Genomic DNA, 24,667 nt, shown 5'->3' on the forward strand with positions numbered 1-24,667 from the left:
TTAGGCTCTTTTTGTATCAAGCGACTAACCCATTGACGATAGAAACCACTCCTCAGCTCTCCCCTACTTATTATCTCGACAACTTCAATCGACTGATTGAACACGCTCAAACACTCTATCCCGATCTTCTGAGTGACGATGAATGTCGTTGGTTGTCCGCATACAAACGTCTTTCCGTTTCAAGTCAATGCTTAATAGTTCGTTTGCTTTCTCGTAAAGGCCGTTGGTTTCGCAGCGATAAACTCAACTATGTTGAGATCACTGATCTAAATACCGCACTACAAGAGCTCAGCACCGCAGGCTTTATTGCGTTGAGTCATCCCGCCGAGCGACATGACCTTGTCGTTAGCAATGTCGAACTCGGATTGCACTTGCTCACCAAACCAGAGCTGTTGAATTTATTCCCTGCCTTTAAGAGCAACAAAACTGCGAAGAAAGACGAACTCTTGGCGTTGCTCGATCACCAACCTTTTGATCAGTTCCAAAGCCTAGCATTCGATTGTATTTACGTTGTCGAATCTGAAGTTATTGATGTCTTGCTGTTACTGTTTTTTGCTAATACTTATCAAGACTTAAGCCAATTCGTCTTAAGCGATCTTGGGCTCAATACCTTTGAGAACTATTCATTAAGCAAGCAGCGCCGCTTCTTCACTTCCAGAGAGCAACTCAATCAATTGCTCCAGATGCGCGATGTTCAACGCTTGTATTCAGAAGGTGATCGCAAAGACAGTGAGTTTCTTGAGCAGCTTTTACAGTCGATACCTGCGGAATCAGAACACAGAAGCATTGCCAGAAAACGATCGCGTTTGATCAATGATATTGCTCGCGATCTTGAAAGGCTTAGCCTAAACGACCAAGCTGTCTTTTGGTTCAAGCAATCTACACTTCCACCCAGCAGAGAGCGACTTGCTCGCATCTACGACAAACAAAGTGAGCTAGACTTAATGTGTGACATTGTCACGCAAATGAAAGCTACTCCATCGGATGTGTCAGAGTTGGAAGTCGCTATTAAGCTTGAAGACAAGCTACTGCGGAAACAGGGGCACAAAGTTTCACGAACCATAAAACCGAGCTGCAAAGAGATAAAGCTGGAATTAGACCTCAGCCAAACGCGGGTTGAGCTTGCAGTAAAGCAACACTTTGAAAGCCAAGGATGGGATGTTTACTTCTCTGAGAACAGTTTTCTATGTGGCTTATTTGGTTTAGCCTTTTGGGAGGTCATTTTTGCAGATGTTGAAGGCGCCTTTATCAATCGATACCAACATCGACCACTGGATCTGTACCATTCCGATTTTGTAGACAAGCGAGCCGAACAGGTCGAAGCGGTGTTTCAGACTATATTCAAGCATGAGCTGAACCAGTTACTCAATATCTATGACCAGAAGCGCGGTATCGCCAATCCATTTGTTAATTGGAACTACTTCCCCAGATCACTCGTCGAGCACAGTATGGAGGCTATTCCCAACGCCTTGATTGTTGATCTTTTCAAAGTGATATTGAGTGATTTGAAGCTATTTAGAACTGGGATGCCCGATTTGATTACATTCAAGGACAAAGAGTTTCACTGGGTTGAAGTCAAAGGCCCCGGAGACAAACTGCAAGACAACCAATGGCGCTGGATCAAAGAGTTTGAGCGATTATCTGTCCCTTTCTCTGTTTGTTACGTCAATCAGTAAGCCTTAGTTCGACACTCGACACTCCAAACTCGGGTGAGTGACTCACCTCGATAAGTTGCTCAGTCCCATCAAGAACTTATCTATAAGATTGTTAGAACATGAGCATTTTCAATCATTTTCGATATAATTAGAGAAAATGCTTAATATATAAATACGTATGAATTTGAAAAAACTCTTCATTTTAGCTTTTGTTAGCGTCTTCTCAGGTTGTGCCGTCTACGCGGGTTTAAACTTCGACGAACTGTTTGGTAAACAACAAGTTCGCGATCGCCAAGCGCCTATTCTGTCGGCTCAAGCACAGCACTTCATTGATGAAGTAAAGCCCATCATTGATAACCGATGTGTGGTTTGTCACGCTTGCTATGACGCACCTTGCCAGCTCAAAATGTCTTCGGTAGAAGGTATAGACCGAGGTGCGAGCAAAGCACTCGTTTATCAAGGCACCCGTTTAACCGCCTCAGCCCCTACTCGCTTGTTTGAAGATGCTTTAACCACACGAGAGTGGCGCGATGCGGATTTTCATCCAGTTCTCAACGAACGTATGCAGAACTCAACGGCTAACCTGGATGCTGGTATTGTTTCTCGAATGTTGATCCAAAAAGAGAACCACCCACTTCCAGATCAAACCCAGCTTGAAGGTTTCGACTTTTCAACCGATCGCGACCAACAGTGCCCAACTATTGAAGAGTATGCCCAATACGAGAGAGATTACCCGACTTGGGGGATGCCTTATGGGATGCCTAATTTGGACAAAACGGAGTACGCAACCTTGATGAGCTGGCTGGAAAATGGCGCGCTCATGAATGACCACATCCCACTCAATGAAAGTGAGCAAGAGTTGGTCACTATCTATGAAGACTTTCTCAACAAAAGCGACCTTAAAAGCCAACTTTCAGCTCGTTACATCTACGAGCACCTGTTTTTGTCGCATGTCTATTTCTCAGAATTAGAGCAACCGATACGTTTCTTTTCAATCGTTCGCTCAGCAACCCCTCCAGGCCAAGCCGTAGAGCGTATTAGCACCCGTCGCCCTTACAGTGATCCAAAAGTTGACCGTGTTTACTACCGACTCATTCCTGAACAAGGCACAATTGTCGACAAAACGCACATGCCTTTCGCACTCAATAAAGAGCGACTACAAAAGTGGAACACTTGGTTTGTCGATGCTAATTACTCTGTGAAACAACTCCCTAGCTACAACATTGATGTCGCAGCTAACCCTATGACTTCGTTTGAAGCGCTGCCAGTGAACTCGCGCTTTCATTTCATGTTGGACAATGCGCAAAACACCATCATGGCTTTTATCAAAGGGCCGGTGTGTCGTGGTCAACTTGCCTTGAATGTGATTAACGACCGTTTTTGGGTTTTCTTCATTGATCCAGAGAAAGCCGATTTACCAGAAATAAACGCTTTCTACGCCAGCCAGAAGAAAAACTTAAAACTACCTAGCGAGCTAAAAAGTAACACCGTACCAGCGACTAACTGGGTGCGCTACTCTAAGCAACAGGCTCGATACCTAAATGCGAAATCAGACTTCACCAACCAATGGTTCGATAGTGGCGTGAACCTAGACACCGGTATAATTTGGGATGGCGATGGCATCAACCAAAATGCCGCTCTCACCATCTTTAGACACTTCGATAGCGCTTCGGTTGTTCAGGGTTTAGTCGGTTCACAGCCTAAGACAGCATGGATCCTTGATTACGCCTTACTAGAGCGCATTCATTACCTTCTTGTAGCAGGTTTCGATGTGTACGGAAACTTCGGCCACCAGCTGATTACGCGTATGTTTATGGACTTCTTGCGCCTTGAGGGCGAGAGTAACTTCTTAACCCTTCTTCCTAAAGATGTTCGCCATATTGAACACTCAAGCTGGTACAAAAACCAAAGTGCACAACTGAGCGATTACTTGCAACGCAATATCGCCCCTTTCGACCAACCAACAAGTGTGGTTTACAAAACGGCCGATCCTAAGCGTGAACTGCTCAATATGATCAAAGATAAGCTCGCGCCTGTCCTCGATAGTCGTTTTGATATTGTCGAAACAGGTTTTGGTCGAAAGAACGAAGCACTGCTTAACCAAGTGAATCTGATAAAGGGAGTCGGCCTGCGTCATGTTCCTCAGTTAGTGATGATCATGATTGAAGGCGAAAATGGCGAAGAGCAGCTGTTCACCATGATTCACAATAACGCTCACAGCAACATTTCAAGCTTGTTTAATGAAGAAGGTAACCGAGATTACGCCAATGATGACTTAACGCTCGTACGAGGCGTTGTCGGTAGCTACCCTGCCGCCTACCTGTCTTTGACCGAAAGCGAGATACCGACTCTGGTGAAAACTCTGCAAAATTTAAACACAGAAGAAGATTACGTGGCGCTGCTGGATAAGTTTGCGGTACGACGCAGTTCTAACGAGTTCTGGCCGTTCAGTGACCGAGTTCATCGTTGGTATCAACAAGACCAACCGATCGAGTTTGGCTTGTTGGATTACAATCGCTTTGAGAATAGGTAGTAAGCGATAAGCCTTAGTTCAAGCTCTTGAGCCTTGGTTAGCTTGAATGGTTAGCCTTTCATAAAGAGCGCTGACTTGCACGGTATAAAAAATCCTCTGACGAATATTCGTTCAGAGGATTTTTTGACTTGTTGATTAGTTCAAATTTAAAGCAAGCTCACGTCATTAGGCAGAAACATAAGTTAGTAACGCCTCTAACGAGTCTTTAACCAATTCAGATAAAGCGTGGTCGTTATCTCGGTACTGCAATAATGGTTCTTCGCTTGCTTCGATGCACTGACACAAATTGTACAGTGCTAATAAACCCAAACTGCCCGCTGATCCTTTGAGCTTGTGCGCCAAAGACTTCACTTCTCGTCCGTTATCGGCTTCGCTTGCCTCGACTAATTCATTCAAGGTAAGGTTACTGCTCTCCTCGAACAGCACAACGATCTGTTTCATTTTATCCAATCCAAGAATCGATAGGTCACCCTCTATCACTTTGGAATCAATCAGTTTCACTGGAGTGTCTCCTTCATCTTGGGAATCCGTTGTCGTCGTGTACTTGGCTAAAACATCTACCATCTGTGTCAAGCACTCATCACTGTTACCCTTCACAGCACGGTTACCATTTTGCTTACAAACAGCATCGTTTGGATCGGGCTGTGGCAACAATAGTGTTTTACCATCGAGTTGAGCAACAATGAGCTGAGAAAGAGCCTCTTTTTCTAGCGGCTTAGGCAAGAAGCCATCAAAGCCAGACGACAAGTAGCTTTCCACTTCCTCGTTAAACACGTGAGCCGATACTGCGATCATTGGTGGTACTTTGCGTGTTACGTTTTCTTCATTCTCATGCTGAAGCGCATCGTCTTTGAGATGTTGAATCAGCTCTACGCCATCGCAGTCAGGTAAATTGATGTCCACCAGCGCAATATCAAACTCTTGTCCACTGAATATTACTCTCGCTTCTTGTCCGGTTGTCGCTATCACAACATCGTGGCCCAGGTTATTCAAAAAGCCTTCGGCAACAATACAGTTCACAGGGTTGTCTTCAATCAGAAGTACCTTCGCTCGGATACAAGCTTCAATAACCGTTGCTTTCGTTTCAATTTTCTCACCTACTTCAAGTGGCAATGAGAACCAAAACTGACTGCCCTCGCCTTCTTCGGAATGAACACCAATGTCACCATTCATTGCCAACATGATGCTTTTACTGATCGCTAATCCAAGCCCTGTGCCACCGGTTTTGTTGCGACCGCTATCGGTTTGGGTAAAGGCATCAAACAGACAAGCTTGTTCGCTAGCGTCAATACCGACACCGGTATCTGACACTTCAAACATCACTCGATTTTCATCTTCGATATCTAAACTAATGAAGATATCGACCGAGCCACTTTCAGTAAACTTAATCGCGTTACCGACCAAGTTATTCAATATTTGACTGATTCGAGTGACGTCACCACGCCAATAGCGTTGCACGTCACTTTCGATATGAAAATCAAAATTAAGCTTCTTCTCAGCGGCGCGCCCTTCCATTAACTGATAGGTATCTTGAACCATCTGGTAAAGGTCAAAAGAAGCCGCGCGTATTTCTAGATGTCCCGCTTCGATCTTTGAATAATCAAGTACGTCATTCAAAATCGCGAGTAGATTCTTACCACTGCGGTTAATGATGTCCGCATAGCCTGATTGCAGCGGGTCTAAGCCGGTATCTTTAAGCAATCGAGCCGTGCCTAATACGCCATTCATTGGCGTTCGTATTTCATGGCTCATCGTCGCAAGGAAAGCAGACTTAGCACGGCTTGCTTGTTCTGCCGCATTGCGAGCTTTTGCGTGGTTACCCACCTCAACATTCAACTTCTCATTGGTCTTTTGCAGTTGATAGGTTCGGTCTGTGACCAACTCTTCTAAGTGCTCTTTGTGCTCTTCGAGCTCACGTTTTGCCTTAGCTTCGCCAACCGCGACCACTTGTAGTGCTTGCGCTGTGTTTCTGGCAGTGATGATTGCCTCGCCCATATGAGCCAACTCATCATTACCCTTAACCGAGATATCAATATTCAGGCGACCTTGTGCGATAGACATCAAGGCCGATGAGTATTCAGTAAGGCGTTTGACAACCGAGATATACACCACTCGCCAAACGATAAATGCGACGATAACCAAACCAATAACCGAAATCACAGACAGCGACCATTGAGCCAAGTTCAAGGTTGACGTTAGCTCATCAACCGCTTTTTTTGTGCTTCGGTTTGAATCATCAACCAGTTGGTTAACCGTTGTATTCAGCTGAGAGAACAGCTCCAACGTATTTTGCATCAGAAACTCTGACTTTTTGGTGTTCTCATATTGTTCTAGCGAGATATCGAACACGACCTGGCGTTTTCTCAACTCTTCAAGCAACTGAGACATCTGCGCAGAACGAGTCGGATCTTCCACCGCTTTAACGCGGCGCGCCATGATTCTTAGGTTGGATTCGAACTCAGACTGGATTTGATGAATACGTTCAACATTGGTGACGGTCTGAGTTTCTTCAATTTGATTGAGCATCTTAAACGCCAACAAATGCAATTCGTGCAGACGCTCAGACAAATCAAGATCAACTTCAACAAGTGCGTCTAAGGCTTGGTAGGCTCTATCGGTTTCTTTGGTTTCTAGCAGGTCATAGATATGCGTTACGTTAGCAACCGCAATGGTAGCCGTGTTCAAAACTTGGGTTCGCGTGAGCTGCTCTAGCTCTTCGGCAAGTAGACGCATCTCTTCAACACGAGACGTCAATTCCTTGCTTAACCAAAGCTTACGTTCAACCGAGACACCCAGTTCAGCCAGTGTGTTAATAACGCTTTGAACATTGTTTTCGAGTTTATTGAGAAGTTGCGAATCAAAACTGTCGACACCAAGCTCTTTGATATGCTGAAGAAGTGCTTCAAGCTGGCCAAACAACACAGTGCCAGCCTCTTTTCGTTCGGCCTCGTTTCGCGCATTAGAAAGCGTTTGTACCGACGAAATAATACGGTTACTCAACTCAGAAACTTGACGAGCTTCGATCATGGCAGGAAGCGCTGAATCGACGACGTTTCTTTCCGTTTTTGCTACAAAGCTAAAACCAGAAACACCGATCAATGCAGACAATAGAACCAACAGTGCCATCACTAAGAATGAGGCCAGTAGCTTGCGTCCAATACTCGCTGAGGCTAACAACATAAACTTTAAACCTTAAAACGTTCTTCTTTACCCATGCAGAATACGCTATATTTTGCAGTGTTTCTTATCTAAAACCAATAAAACGGCAATTCATGCTATCTAGACCTTTAGCTTCAAAAATCATTCTCTCACTACTGGCCTCAGTAACCTCTGTTGCGAGTGCTAGCGAGCCTTTGAGCCCAATAAAACCTGCCGAAGCCACATCACATAAAGAGAAAATTTGTGCCATTTATCCGCACCTAAAGGATTCTTACTGGTTGTCTGTTAACTACGGCATGGTCTCTGAAGCAGAAAAGCAGCAAGTTGAGCTAAGAGTATTAGAAGCTGGCGGGTACCCAAACATTGGTAAACAAGCCTCACAGCTGGTGCTTTGCACACAATGGGGAGCCGATGCCATTATTTTGGGCACAGTTTCACCCGATGCTTACCATGACAATCTTACGGATTGGGTTGGCTCGACGCCTGTGTTTGCTACGGTGAATGAGTTAACCGTCAATGAAGAACAACAGAAGGTACTGAAAGGTACGGTCGGTGTCGACTGGTATCAAATGGGATTTCAAGTCGGAGAGTTTTTGTCGAAACGACATCCGAAAGGATCAGGCGAAACACCTATCGCCTTGTTACTTGGCCCACAATCAAGTGGCGGTACTAAGCCTGTAGCTCTTGGGTTTTATGATGCAATCAAATCGAGCGATATCAAAATTGCGATAAGCTATTGGGCAGACAACGATAAAGAACTGCAAAGAAACTTAGTACAACAAGTCATCGATCAGCCGGATATTCAATATATTGTCGGAAGCGCAGTCGCGATTGAAGCTGCGATAAGTGAGCTAAGAGCAGCCGGTAAAACCAAAGAAATTGGATTAATTTCAAGTTACCTAAGTCACGGAACCTACCGCGGCTTACTTCGTAACAAGGTGCTTTTTGCACCAACAGATAAAATGGTTGAGCAAGGTCGCTTGTCGGTAAAACAAGCCACCAGTTACTTACGCGGTCAACCTTATGAACAACACAGTGCACCCATGATAGAAGCACTGACACCTGCAACACTCAAAGATCAAATTATCGCCGACTCATTGTCACCTTCTGAGTTTCGTCCGGTATTCAGTGTGAATCCTTAGTGCTATATTGGCTGAAGAACTCAAAACAATAAAAACGAAACAATCATTTAGGGAACATTCATGCAAAAAACGACGCGTACTATGCCAACGCATAAGAATATCGCTTTGGTCGCTCATGACCATTTCAAACCTGAGCTACTTAGATGGGTCAAAGAGAACAAAGAAAAACTACAAAAGCACTTCCTTTATGCAACGGGCACAACGGGTTCTCTACTCAGTAAAGAAACAGGCCTAGCAATTAAGAGCATGATCAGCGGCCCAATGGGCGGTGATCAACAACTTGGTGCGCTTATCTCTGAAGGCAAGATCGATATGATGATTTTCTTCTGGGATCCACTGAATGCCGTACCACATGACCCAGATGTAAAAGCACTGCTTCGTATCGCAAGTGTTTGGAACATCCCAGTGGCAACCAACCGCGCTACCGCTAACTTCCTATTTAACTCTTCACTGCTTGAAGAAGAAGTGATCATTGAGATCCCAGACTACGAAGCGTACCTAGCTGAGCGAACTTAATGGTTCAGCGCTCTTAACTAAGCAGATCGCTTCGTTAAGAACCAAGATAACGTCACAGACTAAAAAGCCTGCTTCATCGCAGGCTTTTTGTTCACCAGAATCTTAACTCGCTACTTGTCACTCCATACCGCCATTTCGTTGCCACTTGGCTCTCTAAAGTGGAAACGTCGCCCGCCGGGGAAACTAAATATCTCGCGATTTACCTCGCCACCAGCATCAAGCACGTCACGCTCGGTTTGCTCAAGATCTTCGCTATAGAAAACCATCAGCGCTGCGCCACTTTCAGCATTCGACGCCAGATCCGCTAAATAGAACCCACCCATTAAGCCTTTCCCTTCAAAAGCAGAATACTCAGGGCCATAGTCTTCAAAGATCCAACCAAACACTTGGCTGAAAAACGCCTTAGTTGCAGCGATGTCTTTCGCAGCAAATTCAATGTAGTTAATGGAGCCGTGTTCCATAGCGGATTCCTTCTGCTTTATGCCTTTTCCTAATGATAATATCTTACGCCCTAATAAGAATAGGTAGCGGGCTTGAAGATCTAATCTTAGACAACTACGCCAAGTGACATCACTTTTTACGAACGACGGGGTAATCAGATCCATGCAGTTCTTGTACAAAACCAGAACCGTCGCCACTGTGTGTGATCCATACTTTCTCTTTTGCTCGCGTCATTGCCACGTAAAATAAGCGACGCTCTTCCGCATAAGGGAACGCGTCTGATGATTCGGTCAATGCGCCATCAATATGCAGCTGTTTCTTCTTCGTCGGGAACTGTCCTTCGTCAACACAAAGAATAATGACAAAGTCCGCCTCTTTACCTTTACTGCCGTGGCAAGTCATGAACTTGATGTCAATGGAGGTAAAGATCTTCTTCCAGTCTTCCAACAACTCTGGCTTGTGGTAATGGTTACGTCCAAGTAGCAATACTGTCTTGCTGGCTTTACCTTTTACTTGCCTATTAATCTGATCCAGGATTTTCTCAACTTCTTTGCTTGGCGCACTGTACACCGCCTTCTGCTTCTGTTGTTTGAAGCTGTTCAGTTCTTTCGGAAGCTGAATCGGGTTTTCCTGCACAAAACGATTGGCAACTGCACCTAACTGATTGTTAAATCGGTAAGTCGTATCTAGGTGATGAATCGTCGAGCTCTCAAAACGATCCTTAAAGCCCGTCGTTAAATCCACATCTGCGCCCGCAAACTGGTAAATCGACTGCCAATCATCACCTACCGCAAAAATAGAAGCTTGGTGTTGCGCTTTCGACTGATTACACAGTGCCTCAACCAAGGCAAGGCGATCTGGCGAGATGTCTTGATACTCATCGATCATGATGAACTTCCAAGGCGAGATAAACTTGCCCTTTTCGACATACTGAGTCGCTCGGCTGATCATGATTGAGAAGTCGATGTGATTCTGTTCTTTCAGTTCTTTTTGCCATGCTGTCACGCATGGCCAACACAGTGAAAGCTCGCTGTTGAGACGCGTGTAGTCTCTGTGATCAATCAACTGCTGTTGCACTTCCTTCTTCGATAAACCCGATGCATTCAACTGCTCAAGCTGCTTTTCAAGCCAACCTATCAACTTGAGGTTTGAAACATGACTACCAAGTTCGTCATCACCTGTTAAATAAGCGATTGGCCACTTAGACAGGTGCTTTTGCCAGCGTTTGAAGTTAGTCGGCGTCATCCAGTGCTTTTTCAACCAATCAATGCACCATGCTTGGCGTTGATTGTCATCGAGAGCTAACGGAGAGATAACCACACGTTCTGGTTCAACCTGATTAAGGATCTTTAAACCCAACTGATGGAAAGTACTCACTTGCACCTTCTCTGCTGATAAACCAATTTTGCTGTTAAGGCGCTGTTTCATCTCTTCCGCTGCTTCGCGACCAAATGCGAGTAATAACAGCTCTTCAGCTTGAGCTTGATGGCTTTGCAATAAATACGCAACGCGAGCTGTAAGAACACTGGTTTTACCCGAGCCAGCGCCCGCTAAAATAAGGTTGTGATCATCATTCATCAAGACCGCATATTGCTGAGATAAATTGAGTGGTGACGATTCACATTGAGCAAACAATACTTCCCAGTTTTGTCTTTCTGTTTCTAACCACTGCTGATTTCGTTCGGCTTGCTTAATTTCCGTCTCAGACAACCATGGCTGCATTCGAGCAATGCGGTTTGGCATACGCTGCGCCGCTTCTTCTAAAGTCATCGTCATGTTTTCTAAACTTGAGTTAACCATGTCGACCCAAGTCTTAACTTTAGAATGCGCTAGGAAAGCAGGAAGTTGCTCAAGACGTGTCAATTCAGCTTCCCATTGAGGAACGTGTTCAGCCAATTGTTCACATTGTGTGTCATGCCACTTCTGATAAGCAGCAACCGATGCGCGTGCAAATTGACGGCATTGTTCCCAAGGTAGGCCTTGTACTAACCAGCTGCGCTGTTTGCCATCTTGTTGATTAGCAAAGAACTGTAACGATCCCCAAAACAATCCGCGTTTTATCGCGATCTTGCCACTCCAAATAGTAAACGGGATTCGTTCTTCACTGCCTACTGAAGATAACAGGAGGCGTGGACCATCAAGTTCGACTTGATGATATTCATTTTGAATAAAAAACTGTGCAGTCTTGTTAGCGCTTAGCTGCATTGGAGTGTGCTCTCTAATTGGGAATATTGAATTTATATCATGATGCTGTGAGAATTAATAATGTCTCACATCTTATCGATGCTTTCATGACCATCTAGGGGCAATTATGGATAAGTATCAAATTCTTGTGCTTGATTTCTGTTAGGATTATGGTTTTAGTGTGTCAAGTGAGCGACTGTGGACTTCTCAGCCAAATTGCGCCTCTATTGGGCGAATAAAACCATAAATTACAGCGTACTAATTCTCATCACTCTACTCGGGGTTGTGGTTCCTGCTTGGTATTATGGACAAAACACACTCATCACACCTTTGATCTTAGGTGTTATTGCTGCGGCTCTTGCTGAAAGTGACGACAGCTTTACCGGGCGTTTGAAAGCACTCACGCTAACCTTTATCTGTTTTGCCGTTGCAGCCTTCTCTATTGAGATTCTGTTCGATACACCGTGGCTGTTCGCGATAGGGCTTTTCGTTTCAACCTTCTCTTTTATTATACTCGGTGCAATAGGCCCTAAATACGCCAGTATCGCGTTTGGTTCACTGCTTGTTGCTATCTATACCATGCTCGGCGCCCATGAGAGCACCAACCTTTGGTTTCAACCGCTTCTACTTTTAACCGGCGCCGCTTGGTACTACTTCATGTCGATGATTTGGCAGATTGTCTGGCCGATGCAGCCCGTACAGCAAAACCTAGCCACGGTGTTCGACCAAATCGGCAATTACATCGGATCAAAAGCGGAACTCTTCTACCCTGTATCTGACCTTATTCCTCAGCCACATCGCATTATTGAAGCTAAGTTAAACGCCAGTACCGTTAATGCACTCAACATGTGTAAAGCAACACTGCTTAACCGATCTAAGCGCGGGCACATTGATGGTCCGAGTGACCGATTCCTAAATACCTATTTCATCGCACAAGACATTCATGAGCGCGTGAGCTCTACCCACTACCGCTATCAAGAGCTGGCAAAGCACTTTGAACGCTCTGATGTGTTGTTTCGATTCAAGTATCTACTCGAAGCCCAAGCCACAGCCTGTAAAGAAGTGGCGAGCTCATTGAAAGTCGGAGCTGAATACCAACATGGCGATAAATCTGTATTAGCACTTGATGAGTTAATGTCTTCGCTTAACCATCTTAACCAACAGAACAAGCCCGAGTGGAAATCACTGCTCAACCAATTAGATTACTTATTCAATAACCTCGCTACCGTCGAGAAGCAGCTCTCGAATATCAGTAACCCGGATGCGGAAAAGTTGGAAGAAGATGTATTGGACGATACCAACCCTCATACTTTGACGGCAATGTGGCACAAGATCAAAGCCAACCTGAATACCGACTCGATGCTGTTTCGTCATGCGATTCGTATGGCAATCACATTGACGCTCGGCTACGGGATCATTCAAGGTTTTGACATAGAGCGTGGCTATTGGATCTTGTTAACGACACTGTTTGTATGCCAGCCAAACTACAGTGCAACACGACAAAAGCTGACGGCTCGTGTCATTGGCACCGTTGCAGGCTTGTTGATTGGCGTACCACTACTGACCTTCTTCCCGTCTCAAGAGAGCCAGTTAGTTTTCATTGTGATCAGTGGCGTGATGTTCTTTGCATTCAGAATCAATAACTACGGGTTCGCGACCGGCTTTATCACGCTGCTTGTACTCTTCTGCTTTAACCAATTAGGGGAAGGCTACGCGGTGGTATTGCCAAGACTAGCGGATACCTTTATCGGTTGTGCCCTCGCCGTACTTGCTGTCATTTACGTGTTGCCTGATTGGCAATCAAAGCGATTGCACAAAGTCATGGCAGATGCGCTCGATTCCAATAAGAACTATCTCGCTCAGATCATTGGCCAGTATCGTGTAGGTAAAAAAGACACCCTTAATTACCGTATTGCGCGCCGCAGTGCACACAATAACGATGCCAACCTGACTGCGGCCATCAGTAGCATGTTGGTTGAACCAGGTAAGTATCGTACCTCTGAAGATGAGAGTTTCCGATTCCTAACCCTTAATCATGCTCTACTCAGTTATATCTCTGCTTTAGGTGCTCACAGAACACGTATCGATGATGAAGCAACACATAAACTAGTGTTAGATGCACATAGAGTAATCCACGAACATCTCGACGCTCTAAATGATCAGCTCTACTCCCACCAAGAACAGTGTGAAGTGAAAAACGCTTACGACCCTGAACTGGATAAACGTCTGAGTGAGTGGCGAGAAGAGGACGAGAGTTCTGTCAGAATGGTTCTACAACAGCTGCATTTGATCTATCGAATGCTTCCAGAATTGCATACCTTAGCGACCAAGTTTGCGGTTAAGGTAAAGATAGATAAGCCGTTTGAAACAGAAGCTTCTTGAACAACAAACAAAATACTGTAAAAACAAAAAGATACCGCCAATCGCTCACCTTTTGATCATTGAGTGTATTTATACATTGCTCTATCCATACCCCAAACTGGGTAGAGCAATTGCTTACCTACCCTTTCATTACAAGGGATGCGGGGATTTTTACATTGTAGGAATTCTCTGACTTTGATTGACCCAACCATAACTTTGCCTAACATTTCTCGGACAAAAAACAACCACAGAAATTTATAGTTGTCTTAGTTTTAGGAAACTTCAAACTTCATTTAATATTCACTTAATCTTGTTTGATTTCCTGAATCAGTAGGCTATGCTCTATAGAGCATATGGATTTGAACAAAGGTCACATTATGAATACACAGCAATTTGAAGTATTTAAGCAGCAAATACAGCTTCTTAGCCCACAGCAATTGAAAGCACTTCAAGGTGAAATCGACGGCAACCTTGAAACGGACCAGCCTTCTCTGCTTACTGATGAAGAGTTAAACGCACTAAATGACCTGTTTAATTAATAGACAGACGTCACTATTTTAGCTTAAGTTCACCGTTTCACCGTAAATTTCACCTGTTCACCATTGCGCTCAAAATATCGTCCGCCTAGACTCATTCAATACGTCAATAAAAGGTTCTGCTATGTCGATATCTGGTATTCAATCTGGTTACGCCATTATTCAGCAGTCAACCAACATGGCTGAAGAAGCCGCAATCGAGCTCAACCAAGCCTCCAAACACTCTCTAGAATCCGATGACGCTTTCCAAACTAGCGATTTCAGCTTTAACCAAATAGAACCTGAACAATCCATTTCGTTTAAAGAGAAAGAACCGGAACCATCTTCATCCTCAACTGATGCACTTATAAAACTGACTCAAAGCGCAAGTTATAACCGCGTTGGTGCGAGTGTGATTGATCGTCAAAACGAAGCCATCGGCAGCCTTCTCGATATCCATATCTAGTTCAATCTCATAGTGAGCATTTTTTGACGAAGTTGTCTTGCTTAGGCGAACAAATTGCTGCTAAACCCATACAAACTGTAACTCATTATATCAGGCGCTTGTTTCTGGCTTATTACTCGGTAGAATCAGCGCAAACCAATTTGCTGCACAAACTTTACTTCATACTATTTATGCCAAAACTAAATCTGCATCGCCGTGACTATGTTTCTATTTTAGGAGGCGACATCTCCGCAGACGCATTAGAAAAAAAGCTTCAGCCTCATTTTGAAAAGCCAGTAAACAAGCTGACACCTAGCCCCTATCTGACAGAAAAAAATCTAGCACGTCGCTGGACAGCTCTCGACAATTTAGATTCTCAACAAGAGCTCCTCGACCCTCATACACAAAGTCAGGTCCAAGCTTATGAGAAAAACATTGAGCACTTTATTGGCACAGTTAAAGTCCCTGTGGGAATATCTGGCCCTTTAAGAGTCAATGGCCTATTTGCTACGGGCGATTACCTCGTCCCACTCGCAACTACAGAAGCAGCGCTTGTTGCGTCTTACAATCGTGGTTCTAAGTTGATTACGGCATGTGGTGGCGCAAGTGCTATGTTGCTCAATGAAGGTGTCACACGTACTCCTGGTTTCGCATTCCAAGGATTAGTTGAAGCCGGACAGTTTGTGGCTTGGGCTGTGACTCAGTATGACCAGTTCAAGATCTTGGCAGAATCAACAACATCACACGGCAAGCTTACCGACATCAATATCAACATAGAAGGTAACCATGTTTATTTGGTGTTTGAATTTCTAACTGGTGATGCTTCTGGTCAAAACATGGTGACCATCGCCACCAATGCAGTCTTTGAGTACATCATAGAAAATACGCCGGTTAAGCCCGATCATGCTTTCCTAGATGGTAACTTGTCAGGCGATAAAAAAGCCAATACTCAAACCTTGCGCAGCGTTCGTGGTAAAAAGGTCACAGCCGAGGTTAATATCTCTGCCGAGCTTGTCGCTAAGTACCTCCACACTACACCAGAGAAAATGGTGCAGTTCGGACAAATGACCACAGTCGGTGGGGCTTTGAGCGGCACGATTGGTATCAATGCTCATTATGCAAATGCACTTGCTGCGCTCTACATTGCGTGCGGCCAAGATGCAGCCTGTGTGGCTGAATCGGCGATTGGTATGACTCGTATGGAGCTCAACAAAGAAGGTGGCCTATACGCTAGCGTAACACTGCCTAATTTAATGCTAGGTACAGTAGGCGGCGGCACTGGTCTACCAAGCCAAAAGGCATGTCTAGATTTACTTGGCCTTCACGGCAATGGTAAATCGCAAGCCTTAGCTGAGGTATGTGCTGCATTATGTTTAGCGGGTGAACTGTCGATTGTAGGCGCGTTTTGCGCAGGTCACTTTTCGCGAGCTCATCACAAATTAGCTCGTTAATAACCTTTATCCAATTTGGCTTGTGAGATTTTGTGGATTGCACAAGAGCACAAGCCACTCTGAATGCGTGAGTCATAAATGGATTACTTACACTTATCTAGAGTGAGCCTTAAGCACCTCACTGCGCTTCATATTATGCTGAACACCCACAGCGTTACTCAAACCTCAGAGCAACTCTTTGTCAGCCCTTCGAGTGTGAGTAAGACATTATCTCAGCTGCGTGACATACTTAACGACGAGCTTTTCTATCGGGACGGCACCAAGCTGATCCCGACGCCATTTGCCTTGCAGGTAGCTCCTACTGTTCACGCGATTCTTTCAAGCATGAACGGACTGCTTCATCAGAAGAGTTTTACCCCTCAAGAATACCAAGGCAGCTTTTCACTTTCGATGCGCGAAAGTACTTTTGAAGTATTCGCGTCCAAGCTGAGCAAAATTACCACTGAACTCGCACCCAAAGCCAAACTCAACATCTATTCGAAGCAACAGCTGGGTTTTGATGCTTTGCTAAGCGGTAAGATCAACTTGATCTTATTGCCCCATGATATTTCCCAGCCACCGACCGATAATAAGGAGCTGGTTTGGGAAACGATTCTTCCAGACGAAATGGTTTGTTTGATGGGCGCAGACCACCCTCTTGCTCAGCAAGAACTGACGATTGAAGGCTACTTAGATTACAAGCACATTGGGATTTTAGATAACGAACTGTCTCAGCCTTACTTTGAGCAAAACTTAGTTCAATGTCATAAGCCAAGAGATATGGCAATATCGGTAGCGGACTTCGGTGCAGCGGCTGTACTGTGTCACCACACGCCTTTCCTATTCACCAGCTCTAAACAGTGGGCTGAACATGCTAAGCAAGCTCAGGGCTTAGTGAGCAAACCCTTGCCTTTTGATTACGGCAAAGTGGCGTATAGCTTGGTGTGGAACAAGCCCAACATGAATGATCAAGCGATCAAATGGTTGTGTGACCTATTTTTAGAGGCTTGATATTTTTAGAGACTTTACGTTCTTAGAAACCTGATTGACCGCAGAAGAAACTTAGAGGTTAAGTATAAACCTCTGGGGTTTGCATTGGCCTTTTAACGATCGTGTAGAGCTTATCGTGAAAGCTCTGCATCTGTTGTTCGGTGCATTTAGGCCAATCTAACGCTTCACCAATCACACCATGATGTTGAAACGCATTCAGTCGAATTCGAACATCATTTGGTAGCGTCTTCAAGTAACGCCCCGCTTGTTCAATTTCATCTTCAAGATCGCTTTTATTCGGAATATGCAGCAACCTAACTTCATGCAGCTTTCCTTTGCCTGCAAGATAATTGATGGTTTCAAACACTCGATGGTTTCCTCTGCCCACCAGCCATTGGTGCGTTTCAGATTGCCATGATTTTAGGTCAATCATCGCGCCATCAAGGTAAGGCAACACCTTGTCCCAGCCTTGCTGTGACAACGAACCGTTACTATCAATAAAGCACGTAAGGTGCGCTAGCTGCGGATCACTTTTAATCGCTTGAAATAGCTCAATGATAAACGGCAACTGCATGGTCGCCTCGCCACCTGAAATAGTGATTCCGCTTAAGAAAAATTGGTTATGCCTGACGAGTTCAAGCACCTCTGAGACCGTCATCGTGGTAATTTTCGGGCTCGACTTATGATCGCAGACATCAATGCACTGATCGCAGTTGGTGCAAACTTCTGGGTCCCACTTAACTTTGCCATCAATCATGCTTAAAGCATTGCTTGGACAGCCACTAACGCAGTCTCCACAATGGTTACAGTGATTAATTGTATGAGGGTTATGGCAAGTAATGCAGTCAAAATTGCAGCCCTGAAGAAACAGCACCAAGCGGTTTCCCGGGCCGTCAACACAAGAAAAGGTCAGCACACGGCTGACCTTCGCTTGTTTTTCTGTCTTATTATTTTTAACCCTAGCCATTTGAGTTGTTAGATCAGAAACTTTCATAATTCACATTGTTCGTATTCGAAACGCCTCACACACATAACACACGCACGTTAGAGCTATTCGTATGTCGGCGACATCTCTAAGCTTGCCACGCGTGGCTTGCGCTCTAGAATGCCCGTATTTTTAGCGGCTTCAGCACCAAGAAAAGTAGTATTGGTGCGTGAACCTTGCTCGTCATATTTAGCAATATCAGACAGCTTAATCATGTAACCCGTCACACGAACCAAATCGTTTGATGCAACGTTAGCCGTGAACTCACGGTAACCCGCCTGAATCGCGCCTTTACACAGGTTAAACATCGCTTCAGGATTTGATTTCACTGTTTCGTCGATGGTTAGAATGTCACTGATACCCGAGGTGTAGAACTTATGGTGACCCGCGGTAGCACGAACGTAAGAGACTGGATCTGGTTCGGTGCCATAAGGAATGCGGACACCCGGAGTTACATCTTCATCTAGGCTAATACCGCCTTGAGCATGCAGCAGAGTTTTACCTTCCAGCCCATATTTCACTTCAGAGCTTTCGACGATATCAGCCAGCTTTTCAGAGATACGGTGACCTAACTGGTTTGCCGACTCATCGTGACCATAGCGCCCTGATTTATCTTCTTTTTCCATCAATATATTGACCGCTTCCGCCATGCCGTAAATACCAAACATGGGCGCAAAGCGATCTTCTTCGATAAGGCCTTCTTTGGTCAGGAAGCCTTCAAAGAAGTTAGACTCTTCATGCAAGAAGCGGCTACGTGCGTTCATCAGTTCGATCATGATGTTGCTGTAGTTAGGCAACACTTGCTGCAAGAAATCTACGCTGTCCTCAGATTTTAGAGCCACTTGCTTAAGGTTCATACGCACCAAGGTGTTTGAACCACCCGCTAAAGGCAAAGAGTTATAGCAGCTCACAATACCAAAACGCTTGTCGCCGTAAGCCTCGGCATGCGCTGGATAGTTTGCGATATGTGGTTTACTGCACTCACAGATATTGCTTGCCGCATGACGAAGTAGATCATCAGGTGTCACAGCAGGGTCGTACATAAAGGTTAGGTTTGGTGCGATCTGCTTCAGTTCAGCATCTACGCACAAAATCGTACGACACACAATGTTGTCGGTCGGGCCGATATTCACATGCATAAAGGCATCTGGCAGTGTGCGGTCCAGCATAATCCAGAACAGCTTAAGCTTTTGATATACCTGCTCATCCGTCAAGTCGCCAACAAATGGCATCAACACATCATCCAATTGACCTAGGTATACCGGAATTGATGTCACAGACGGAACATGGTGGTAAAGGATGGTCAGCATGTTCAATGCTTCATCGAAATTAGTTGCCGCGCTAAGCTCTAAATACTTTGAGCCTTGATGTAAGTATTTAGAATAGTCTGGAAGTACATAGCGCGGCTTAAATGGTGCATGCCCTTCAAACATGTCACATAGCACACCTTGTTGTAGGGCTTGCTCTACTTCGTTGCTTACCGGCATGTACGGCAAGCTTGCTTCAGCTTCTAAGGCAAGATAGCTCGACTTCTGCTTTGGAGACAGGTGGGCATCTGAAATGATATTGCTAAAGCGTTGTTGTTGCTCTGAAAGTTGTGGAGAAGCAGATTGGTGGCTCATGATGAAACCCTTAATATTATTATGGGCTTATTTTATATCTCACTGTTACATTTCCACTAATGAAATGTATGCAAGACTATATTTCCAAAATGGAAATGAGTAATTTATTAATTACCGGAAATTAGCTTATCTATAAACGAAATGGGAAGAAAGAAGCCAGTGTTGGCGTTGATAGTGATAGTGATCGTGATAGTGAAGATCTTGAAAGCACTCACTGGCTCGCCTGTTTGAAACACAAACGACTAAAAATAGAAAACCCACATAACTGACCTTAAGATCGTTGATGTGGGTTTCGTTATTTTAGATGAGCATTACCGGGGCTAGCTCTAGGCATACTCACGATTACAGATGAGGAAGCACTTGTTTACGTCCAACACCCATCAATACCTTTAACTCTCCTTGTGGAGTGTTGATCGAGAACGGCGTTGACACTTCAACCACTGCAAAGCCAGCTGCACTCAGTACATTCTCTGAGCGCTGTTGGCTTACACCGTAGTCTTCGCTGTCGTTCTCTAGGTACCAATCCCAGTGTACAAACGTGCCGTCGTTTTCAAGCAGCGTGTAAATCAGACTGACTGTGTCTTGTAGGTTCGGGATAAAACCACACACCGAAGAAGCTACCACTAGGTCAAACTGGTTTCTGAATGCTGGATGCTGCGCTGCAAGCCCGCGCGATAAAAGATCAACAACAGGTTCAACGTTGGGTAACTCTTTCTTATCTAACTCTTCAATCATCCCTTCAGAGATATCAAGTGCGATGATCTCTTTTGCTAAAGGAGATATTTTCTGGCTGAGTAGTCCTGTACCACAACCAAAATCAAGGACACGGGTTCCGTTTAAATCAACGAGCGGTGTTAACTGGTCAAATACGGACTGTGCGAATACTGCGGTCGCGGGATCTTTATCCCAATCAACGGCGTACTCGTCCCATTGTTTCGCCATCATGGCCTCCATCTTTACTTCTTGTAGGTTCGGAACTTCCCCAGAATAAACCAAATTAGTCAATTCGTCATAGAGTTATCATGCAAAGATGGACTATTTCTAAGATAGTCAGCACAATATTCAGATAATATGCACCGACCCCCGCTCAATATGGAAATGAAATGAACCTTTCTCAAGTCCAAGCCTTTTGTTCCGTTGCTGATTTAGGATCAGTGTCTGAAGCTGCACGCCAGCTAGAGTGCAACCGAACCAAACTCAGCATGTCGATTAAAGCCTTGGAAAAAGAGTTAGATGTCGAGCTGTTCGTGCGCAGCGGAAACCACGTTGAACTTTCTGAAGCGGGTAAAGCCATTTACAAAGATTGCGAAGGCTTGTTGGTGACAGCAGCGCGTATTAAACAGACCTGCTTGCATGTTTCAGGTGAATTTAACGCGGAAATTTGGATTGCACGAGATGACTCCCTACCCGATGGAATGTGGCAGGATTTATCTCACGCCTTAAATAACAAGTACCCTTCTACCTCATTCAACTTCGTTCTCGCGTCGAGCGGCGACTTAGCTAACTTGGTTGAAACTCAGCAAGTCGACTTCGCATTTGGCGTCGATTACGAACGTGTCGATGACCCAAGAATTATCTACAATCCACTTGGTAAGATTCGAATGATGTCTGTGTGTAAGAAAGGACATGATCTAAGTGCGATGCGACGAGTGTCGGATGAAGTATTGAGAAATTCGATGCAAGCGACCATGGTTTATCTCAATGAGAAGGATAATCCTGAGCTTGAGCCCTTCTCTCGCCGTTATATTGGTTTCTCTAGCTTTGACTTCATGTTGGATACAATTTTGCGTGAAGAGGCGTGGGGCGTAATGCCAGAACCATTGATTCGCCATTTATTGCGTGAACAAGAGCTCGCAGTGATCAAACACACGTACGGCTTAACACAAGAAGACTATTGTATGTTTACCGCGGCTGGGATGGCTGAACACCCAGGTATGAATTGGTTAGCGGATCAGATCAGCGATTACTTGTTTGATTTTTAAAGTGTCAGATAATGTTCTATCTCGACACTTAAAATCATCTAACAAATAGAAAGCCCTTTCTTTAAAAGACCATCACGTGATCAACTAAATAGCGTCCGTCTTCTTCAACCAACACCATTTCAGCCACAAACTCGCCTTTCGCAATGGTATACGCTTGCTTCCACACAAAGGCGATAGAATCTGAGCGTCTAAATAGTGCGACCTGCTTTCGTTCAGCAAAAAAACCATTGCTGTGTTGATAATGGTGACATACCTTTTCTAAATATTCCGGCGTAACAATGTCTTTCATCCTTTGGGTAAAGTCTCGACAGTGCTGAGCATGATCAACCTTAGTTGAACCGTCCATCAAGTTATCCATGATCGGGTTAGCAATCACCCACAGTTCGTTATCACTGATATCGTCAAACTTCATATTGATCCATTCCTTGTCCATTCCAATCCGTGCAGTCTCAGTCTCAGTCTCAGTCTCAGTCTCAGCAGAGTCTAGGAAATCAATGAGACCCTAGCGACTAATGTGTTTTATTAATCATAAACGATCCTATTTCAGTTGCACACCATCCCCAAGAAACACTCAACGTCAATTTTACTGACACTGAAGGTTACCAATAAGTGATTGAATAATAACAACTTGAGTATAAAACGAGTTACTGAAATATAAACATCATCAGATAAAGTTTGTAAAGTTAGCTCAATATTAGAACAATGAAGTTATCAAAAACATCTGGAAAATTTTATGTGTGACAGGAAAAGCCAAAACGAAAATCGAGTACTATTGTTCTCAGCCCTTTTAGCATCAGGCTTCGCAGTTGGCGGATTGGTGTTGGGTCTTCTCGTTGGCTCTCTGGTCATAGTATTTGACGGTGTCTATTCTCTTATCAGCTTACTGCTAACTTTATTGTCACTAGCTGCCTCGAAATACATTAATCGCCCATCAGATAGGGAGTTCCCGTTTGGTCGAGCCATCATTGAACCAATTGTGATTGCAATTAAAGCAATTGTGATTCTGCTAGTGGTTAGCTATTCACTTTACTCTGCGATTGGTGCGTTGATGACGGGTGGTCGTGAAGTTGATGCTTCTATCGCAACTCTGTTTGGTATTTTCAACGTACTGGGTTGTGGTTACGCTTGGTGGTACATCGCTAACAAGAGCAAGCGTATTTCTTCAGGTCTGATTCAGGCAGAGTCTAAGCAGTGGCAGATGGATACGCTACTGAGTGTGGCAGTAACGGCTGGTTTCGTAGCAGCTTGGTTAATTACCTTTTCTCCACTTGCAGAATACGCAGTGTATGCCGACCCAATGATGATGTTGCTGATGTCTTTCTACTTCATCAAAGTGCCTTTCGACATGTTACGTGAAGCAATGCGCGAACTGCTTATGATGTCGGCAAACAAAGATATTTGTGACGCGGTAGATAAGAACGTTGTCGCGGTAGACAAAGAAGCGGATCAAGATTTGGAGCTGATGGGTGTGACTAAGGTTGGCCCAGAACTAAGAATTAACGTTGATATTCATACCAACGACCAAGACGCGATTGCGGTCGATGATATTGAACGAACGCGCCGCCAGCTTAAGCGACGCCTATCTAAGATGCCTTATGAGCTTCAATTGAATCTCAATGTTGCGAGTTAAGTTTTCCATAGCAAGCGAGGACACACCTCACCAGAGTACATAAACTCAAATTAAGAGTGAGATTGAACCTTTTTAGAAGCCGACGCCTTTACCGTCGGCTTTTCTCTTGTTACCCACCAGCAAGCGAGTGAACCAACGGTTACCATACAAACGCCCTGCCAAAATGTCATGGTCAACGACAAGCCTAAAATCAACGAAGAGAGTACGGTTGCGAAGATTGGAGTAAAGTACGACATGGTCGCAAGAAATACCATATTTCCACCCAGAATTGCCGTATTCCAAAGCGCATAGCCTGCGCCCATACAAGCGCCAGCTAACGCTAAGTCAATCGCCGCACTCGTTGTCATCACCATGCCTGTTTCATCACTCAATGCGTATTTGATCCACAGAGTGATCGCCGTAGCGATAAAGAAAAACACAATCGCATTCTGTCCTTTAGCAACGCGCTGGGTGTAGTTGCAGTAAACAGCCCAAATAATCGCACCAAAAAACGCCATAGAATAGGTTTTAGGATTAGTCGCAATGTTGGCAGCAATTTGATCAACAGATAGACCTTGATCACCACTAATGCTCCAAGCCACACCGAAGAATGCCAAAAAGATACTTGGATAAACCAACCAGTTAATCTTTTTGTCACTCAGCAGCACCGCAAACAACACCGTCAGTGCCGGCCATAGATAGTTGATTACTGCCATCTCTATGGCTTGATGTCGGCTGTTCGCCATTCCCAATGCCAGAGCCAGGAAAATCTCATAACAAACGAACAAGGCGCCGCCAATCAGCAAGTAAGACTTAGAGAAGCGTGACAACTTTGGTAAACCCATAACACAGACCAACAACAGTGCACTCACCGTGTAAAGACTGGCAGCACCACCAATTGGACCTAGCTGTTCTGAGACACTACGAGACAGAGCAATCAAACAGCTCCATAATAAAATGGCGATAATACCGTAGCAGCTATAACGATGAGATTTCAGCACGCCTTTTCCTTCTCTCTATTGTAATTGGGTAATCAAAATGAGCTTAAAGCAAAGATAAGCTTAAACACCACTATCGATAAGTTGCAGTAAGTAAAAA

At 44.6% G+C, this 24,667-nt stretch carries 20 protein-coding genes; 11 read left to right on the plus strand and 9 right to left on the minus strand.

Features of this window, described 5'->3' with window-relative positions; genetic code table 11:
- The first annotated feature begins 11 nt into the window (after nt 1-11).
- Nucleotides 12-1,676 carry a VRR-NUC domain-containing protein gene (locus AC3CID_RS20940; RefSeq protein WP_488527378.1) on the plus strand — a complete coding sequence of 555 codons (1,665 nt, stop codon included), beginning with the start codon at nt 12-14 and terminating at the stop codon, nt 1,674-1,676.
- Between the two features lie 157 nt (nt 1,677-1,833).
- Complete coding sequence (locus AC3CID_RS20945) at nt 1,834-4,188, plus strand: fatty acid cis/trans isomerase (protein ID WP_488527379.1); 2,355 nt, start codon at nt 1,834-1,836, stop codon at nt 4,186-4,188.
- 165 nt (nt 4,189-4,353) lie between these two features.
- Here AC3CID_RS20945 and torS read toward each other — a convergent pair whose 3' ends face one another.
- Together torS and AC3CID_RS20955 are read right to left on the minus strand one after the other, a co-directional pair.
- Nucleotides 4,354-7,368, minus strand: coding sequence for a TMAO reductase system sensor histidine kinase/response regulator TorS (torS, locus tag AC3CID_RS20950; RefSeq protein WP_488527380.1), 3,015 nt, complete (start codon nt 7,366-7,368; stop codon nt 4,354-4,356).
- A 64-nt stretch (nt 7,369-7,432) separates the two neighbouring features.
- Entirely contained in the window at nt 7,433-7,597 is a 165-nt protein-coding gene (locus AC3CID_RS20955; protein WP_228010435.1) for a hypothetical protein, read from the minus strand.
- Here AC3CID_RS20955 and torT point away from each other — a divergent pair.
- Both torT and AC3CID_RS20965 read left to right on the plus strand, forming a co-directional pair.
- Entirely contained in the window at nt 7,542-8,489 is a 948-nt protein-coding gene (torT, locus tag AC3CID_RS20960; RefSeq protein ID WP_488527381.1) for a TMAO reductase system periplasmic protein TorT, read from the plus strand. The two genes, AC3CID_RS20955 and torT, sit on opposite strands and share 56 nt — an antisense overlap.
- 60 nt (nt 8,490-8,549) lie before the next feature.
- Nucleotides 8,550-9,005, plus strand: a complete 456-nt coding sequence (locus tag AC3CID_RS20965; RefSeq protein WP_009844869.1) for a methylglyoxal synthase — start codon at nt 8,550-8,552, stop codon at nt 9,003-9,005.
- Nucleotides 9,006-9,115: 110 nt separating this feature from the next.
- Here the strand turns inward: AC3CID_RS20965 and AC3CID_RS20970 are convergent, their stop codons facing one another.
- Together AC3CID_RS20970 and helD are read right to left on the minus strand one after the other, a co-directional pair.
- Complete coding sequence (locus tag AC3CID_RS20970) at nt 9,116-9,466, minus strand: VOC family protein (protein WP_154723781.1); 351 nt, start codon at nt 9,464-9,466, stop codon at nt 9,116-9,118.
- Between the two features lie 109 nt (nt 9,467-9,575).
- Entirely contained in the window at nt 9,576-11,651 is a 2,076-nt protein-coding gene (gene helD, locus AC3CID_RS20975; protein WP_488527382.1) for a DNA helicase IV, read from the minus strand.
- A gap of 177 nt (nt 11,652-11,828) precedes the next feature.
- On the opposite strand from helD, the gene yccS reads away from it, so the two are divergent.
- From yccS to AC3CID_RS21000, 5 genes are all read left to right on the plus strand, one after another.
- Complete coding sequence (gene yccS, locus AC3CID_RS20980; protein ID WP_004730255.1) at nt 11,829-14,012, plus strand: YccS family putative transporter; 2,184 nt, start codon at nt 11,829-11,831, stop codon at nt 14,010-14,012.
- A 332-nt stretch (nt 14,013-14,344) separates the two neighbouring features.
- Nucleotides 14,345-14,530, plus strand: coding sequence for a hypothetical protein (locus AC3CID_RS20985; RefSeq protein WP_004730253.1), 186 nt, complete (start codon nt 14,345-14,347; stop codon nt 14,528-14,530).
- Nucleotides 14,531-14,651: 121 nt separating this feature from the next.
- Nucleotides 14,652-14,972 carry a hypothetical protein gene (locus AC3CID_RS20990; protein ID WP_004730251.1) on the plus strand — a complete coding sequence of 107 codons (321 nt, stop codon included), beginning with the start codon at nt 14,652-14,654 and terminating at the stop codon, nt 14,970-14,972.
- A 170-nt stretch (nt 14,973-15,142) separates the two neighbouring features.
- Nucleotides 15,143-16,402: a hydroxymethylglutaryl-CoA reductase gene (locus AC3CID_RS20995; protein WP_054547176.1), complete on the plus strand. Its 1,260-nt coding sequence runs from the start codon at nt 15,143-15,145 to the stop codon at nt 16,400-16,402.
- 78 nt (nt 16,403-16,480) lie between these two features.
- A complete protein-coding gene (locus AC3CID_RS21000) occupies nt 16,481-17,392 on the plus strand; it encodes a LysR family transcriptional regulator (protein WP_054547044.1) in 912 nt (303 codons plus the stop codon).
- A 58-nt stretch (nt 17,393-17,450) separates the two neighbouring features.
- Here AC3CID_RS21000 and AC3CID_RS21005 read toward each other — a convergent pair whose 3' ends face one another.
- The 3 genes from AC3CID_RS21005 to AC3CID_RS21015 form a co-directional block, all read right to left on the minus strand.
- On the minus strand, nt 17,451-18,365 hold the full coding sequence (locus tag AC3CID_RS21005; protein WP_488527383.1) for a YjjW family glycine radical enzyme activase: 915 nt from the start codon (nt 18,363-18,365) through the stop codon (nt 17,451-17,453).
- A 56-nt stretch (nt 18,366-18,421) separates the two neighbouring features.
- Nucleotides 18,422-19,978, minus strand: a complete 1,557-nt coding sequence (locus AC3CID_RS21010; RefSeq protein ID WP_488527384.1) for a YjjI family glycine radical enzyme — start codon at nt 19,976-19,978, stop codon at nt 18,422-18,424.
- Nucleotides 19,979-20,320: 342 nt separating this feature from the next.
- A complete protein-coding gene (locus AC3CID_RS21015; RefSeq protein ID WP_004730240.1) occupies nt 20,321-20,920 on the minus strand; it encodes a class I SAM-dependent DNA methyltransferase in 600 nt (199 codons plus the stop codon).
- Nucleotides 20,921-21,081: 161 nt separating this feature from the next.
- Between AC3CID_RS21015 and AC3CID_RS21020 the strand changes: the two genes are divergently transcribed.
- A complete protein-coding gene (locus AC3CID_RS21020; protein ID WP_004730238.1) occupies nt 21,082-21,960 on the plus strand; it encodes a LysR family transcriptional regulator in 879 nt (292 codons plus the stop codon).
- 61 nt (nt 21,961-22,021) lie between these two features.
- On the opposite strand, the gene AC3CID_RS21025 is transcribed toward AC3CID_RS21020, so the two are convergent.
- A complete protein-coding gene (locus tag AC3CID_RS21025; RefSeq protein ID WP_004730237.1) occupies nt 22,022-22,372 on the minus strand; it encodes a hypothetical protein in 351 nt (116 codons plus the stop codon).
- Nucleotides 22,373-22,693: 321 nt separating this feature from the next.
- Between AC3CID_RS21025 and AC3CID_RS21030 the strand changes: the two genes are divergently transcribed.
- Nucleotides 22,694-23,590: a cation diffusion facilitator family transporter gene (locus AC3CID_RS21030; RefSeq protein WP_171328190.1), complete on the plus strand. Its 897-nt coding sequence runs from the start codon at nt 22,694-22,696 to the stop codon at nt 23,588-23,590.
- A 50-nt stretch (nt 23,591-23,640) separates the two neighbouring features.
- Here AC3CID_RS21030 and yddG read toward each other — a convergent pair whose 3' ends face one another.
- Nucleotides 23,641-24,570, minus strand: coding sequence for an aromatic amino acid DMT transporter YddG (yddG, locus tag AC3CID_RS21035; RefSeq protein ID WP_171328188.1), 930 nt, complete (start codon nt 24,568-24,570; stop codon nt 23,641-23,643).
- Nucleotides 24,571-24,667: the final 97 nt, after the last annotated feature.

This window comes from Vibrio sp. QJM3NY_21 (assembly GCF_057785975.1).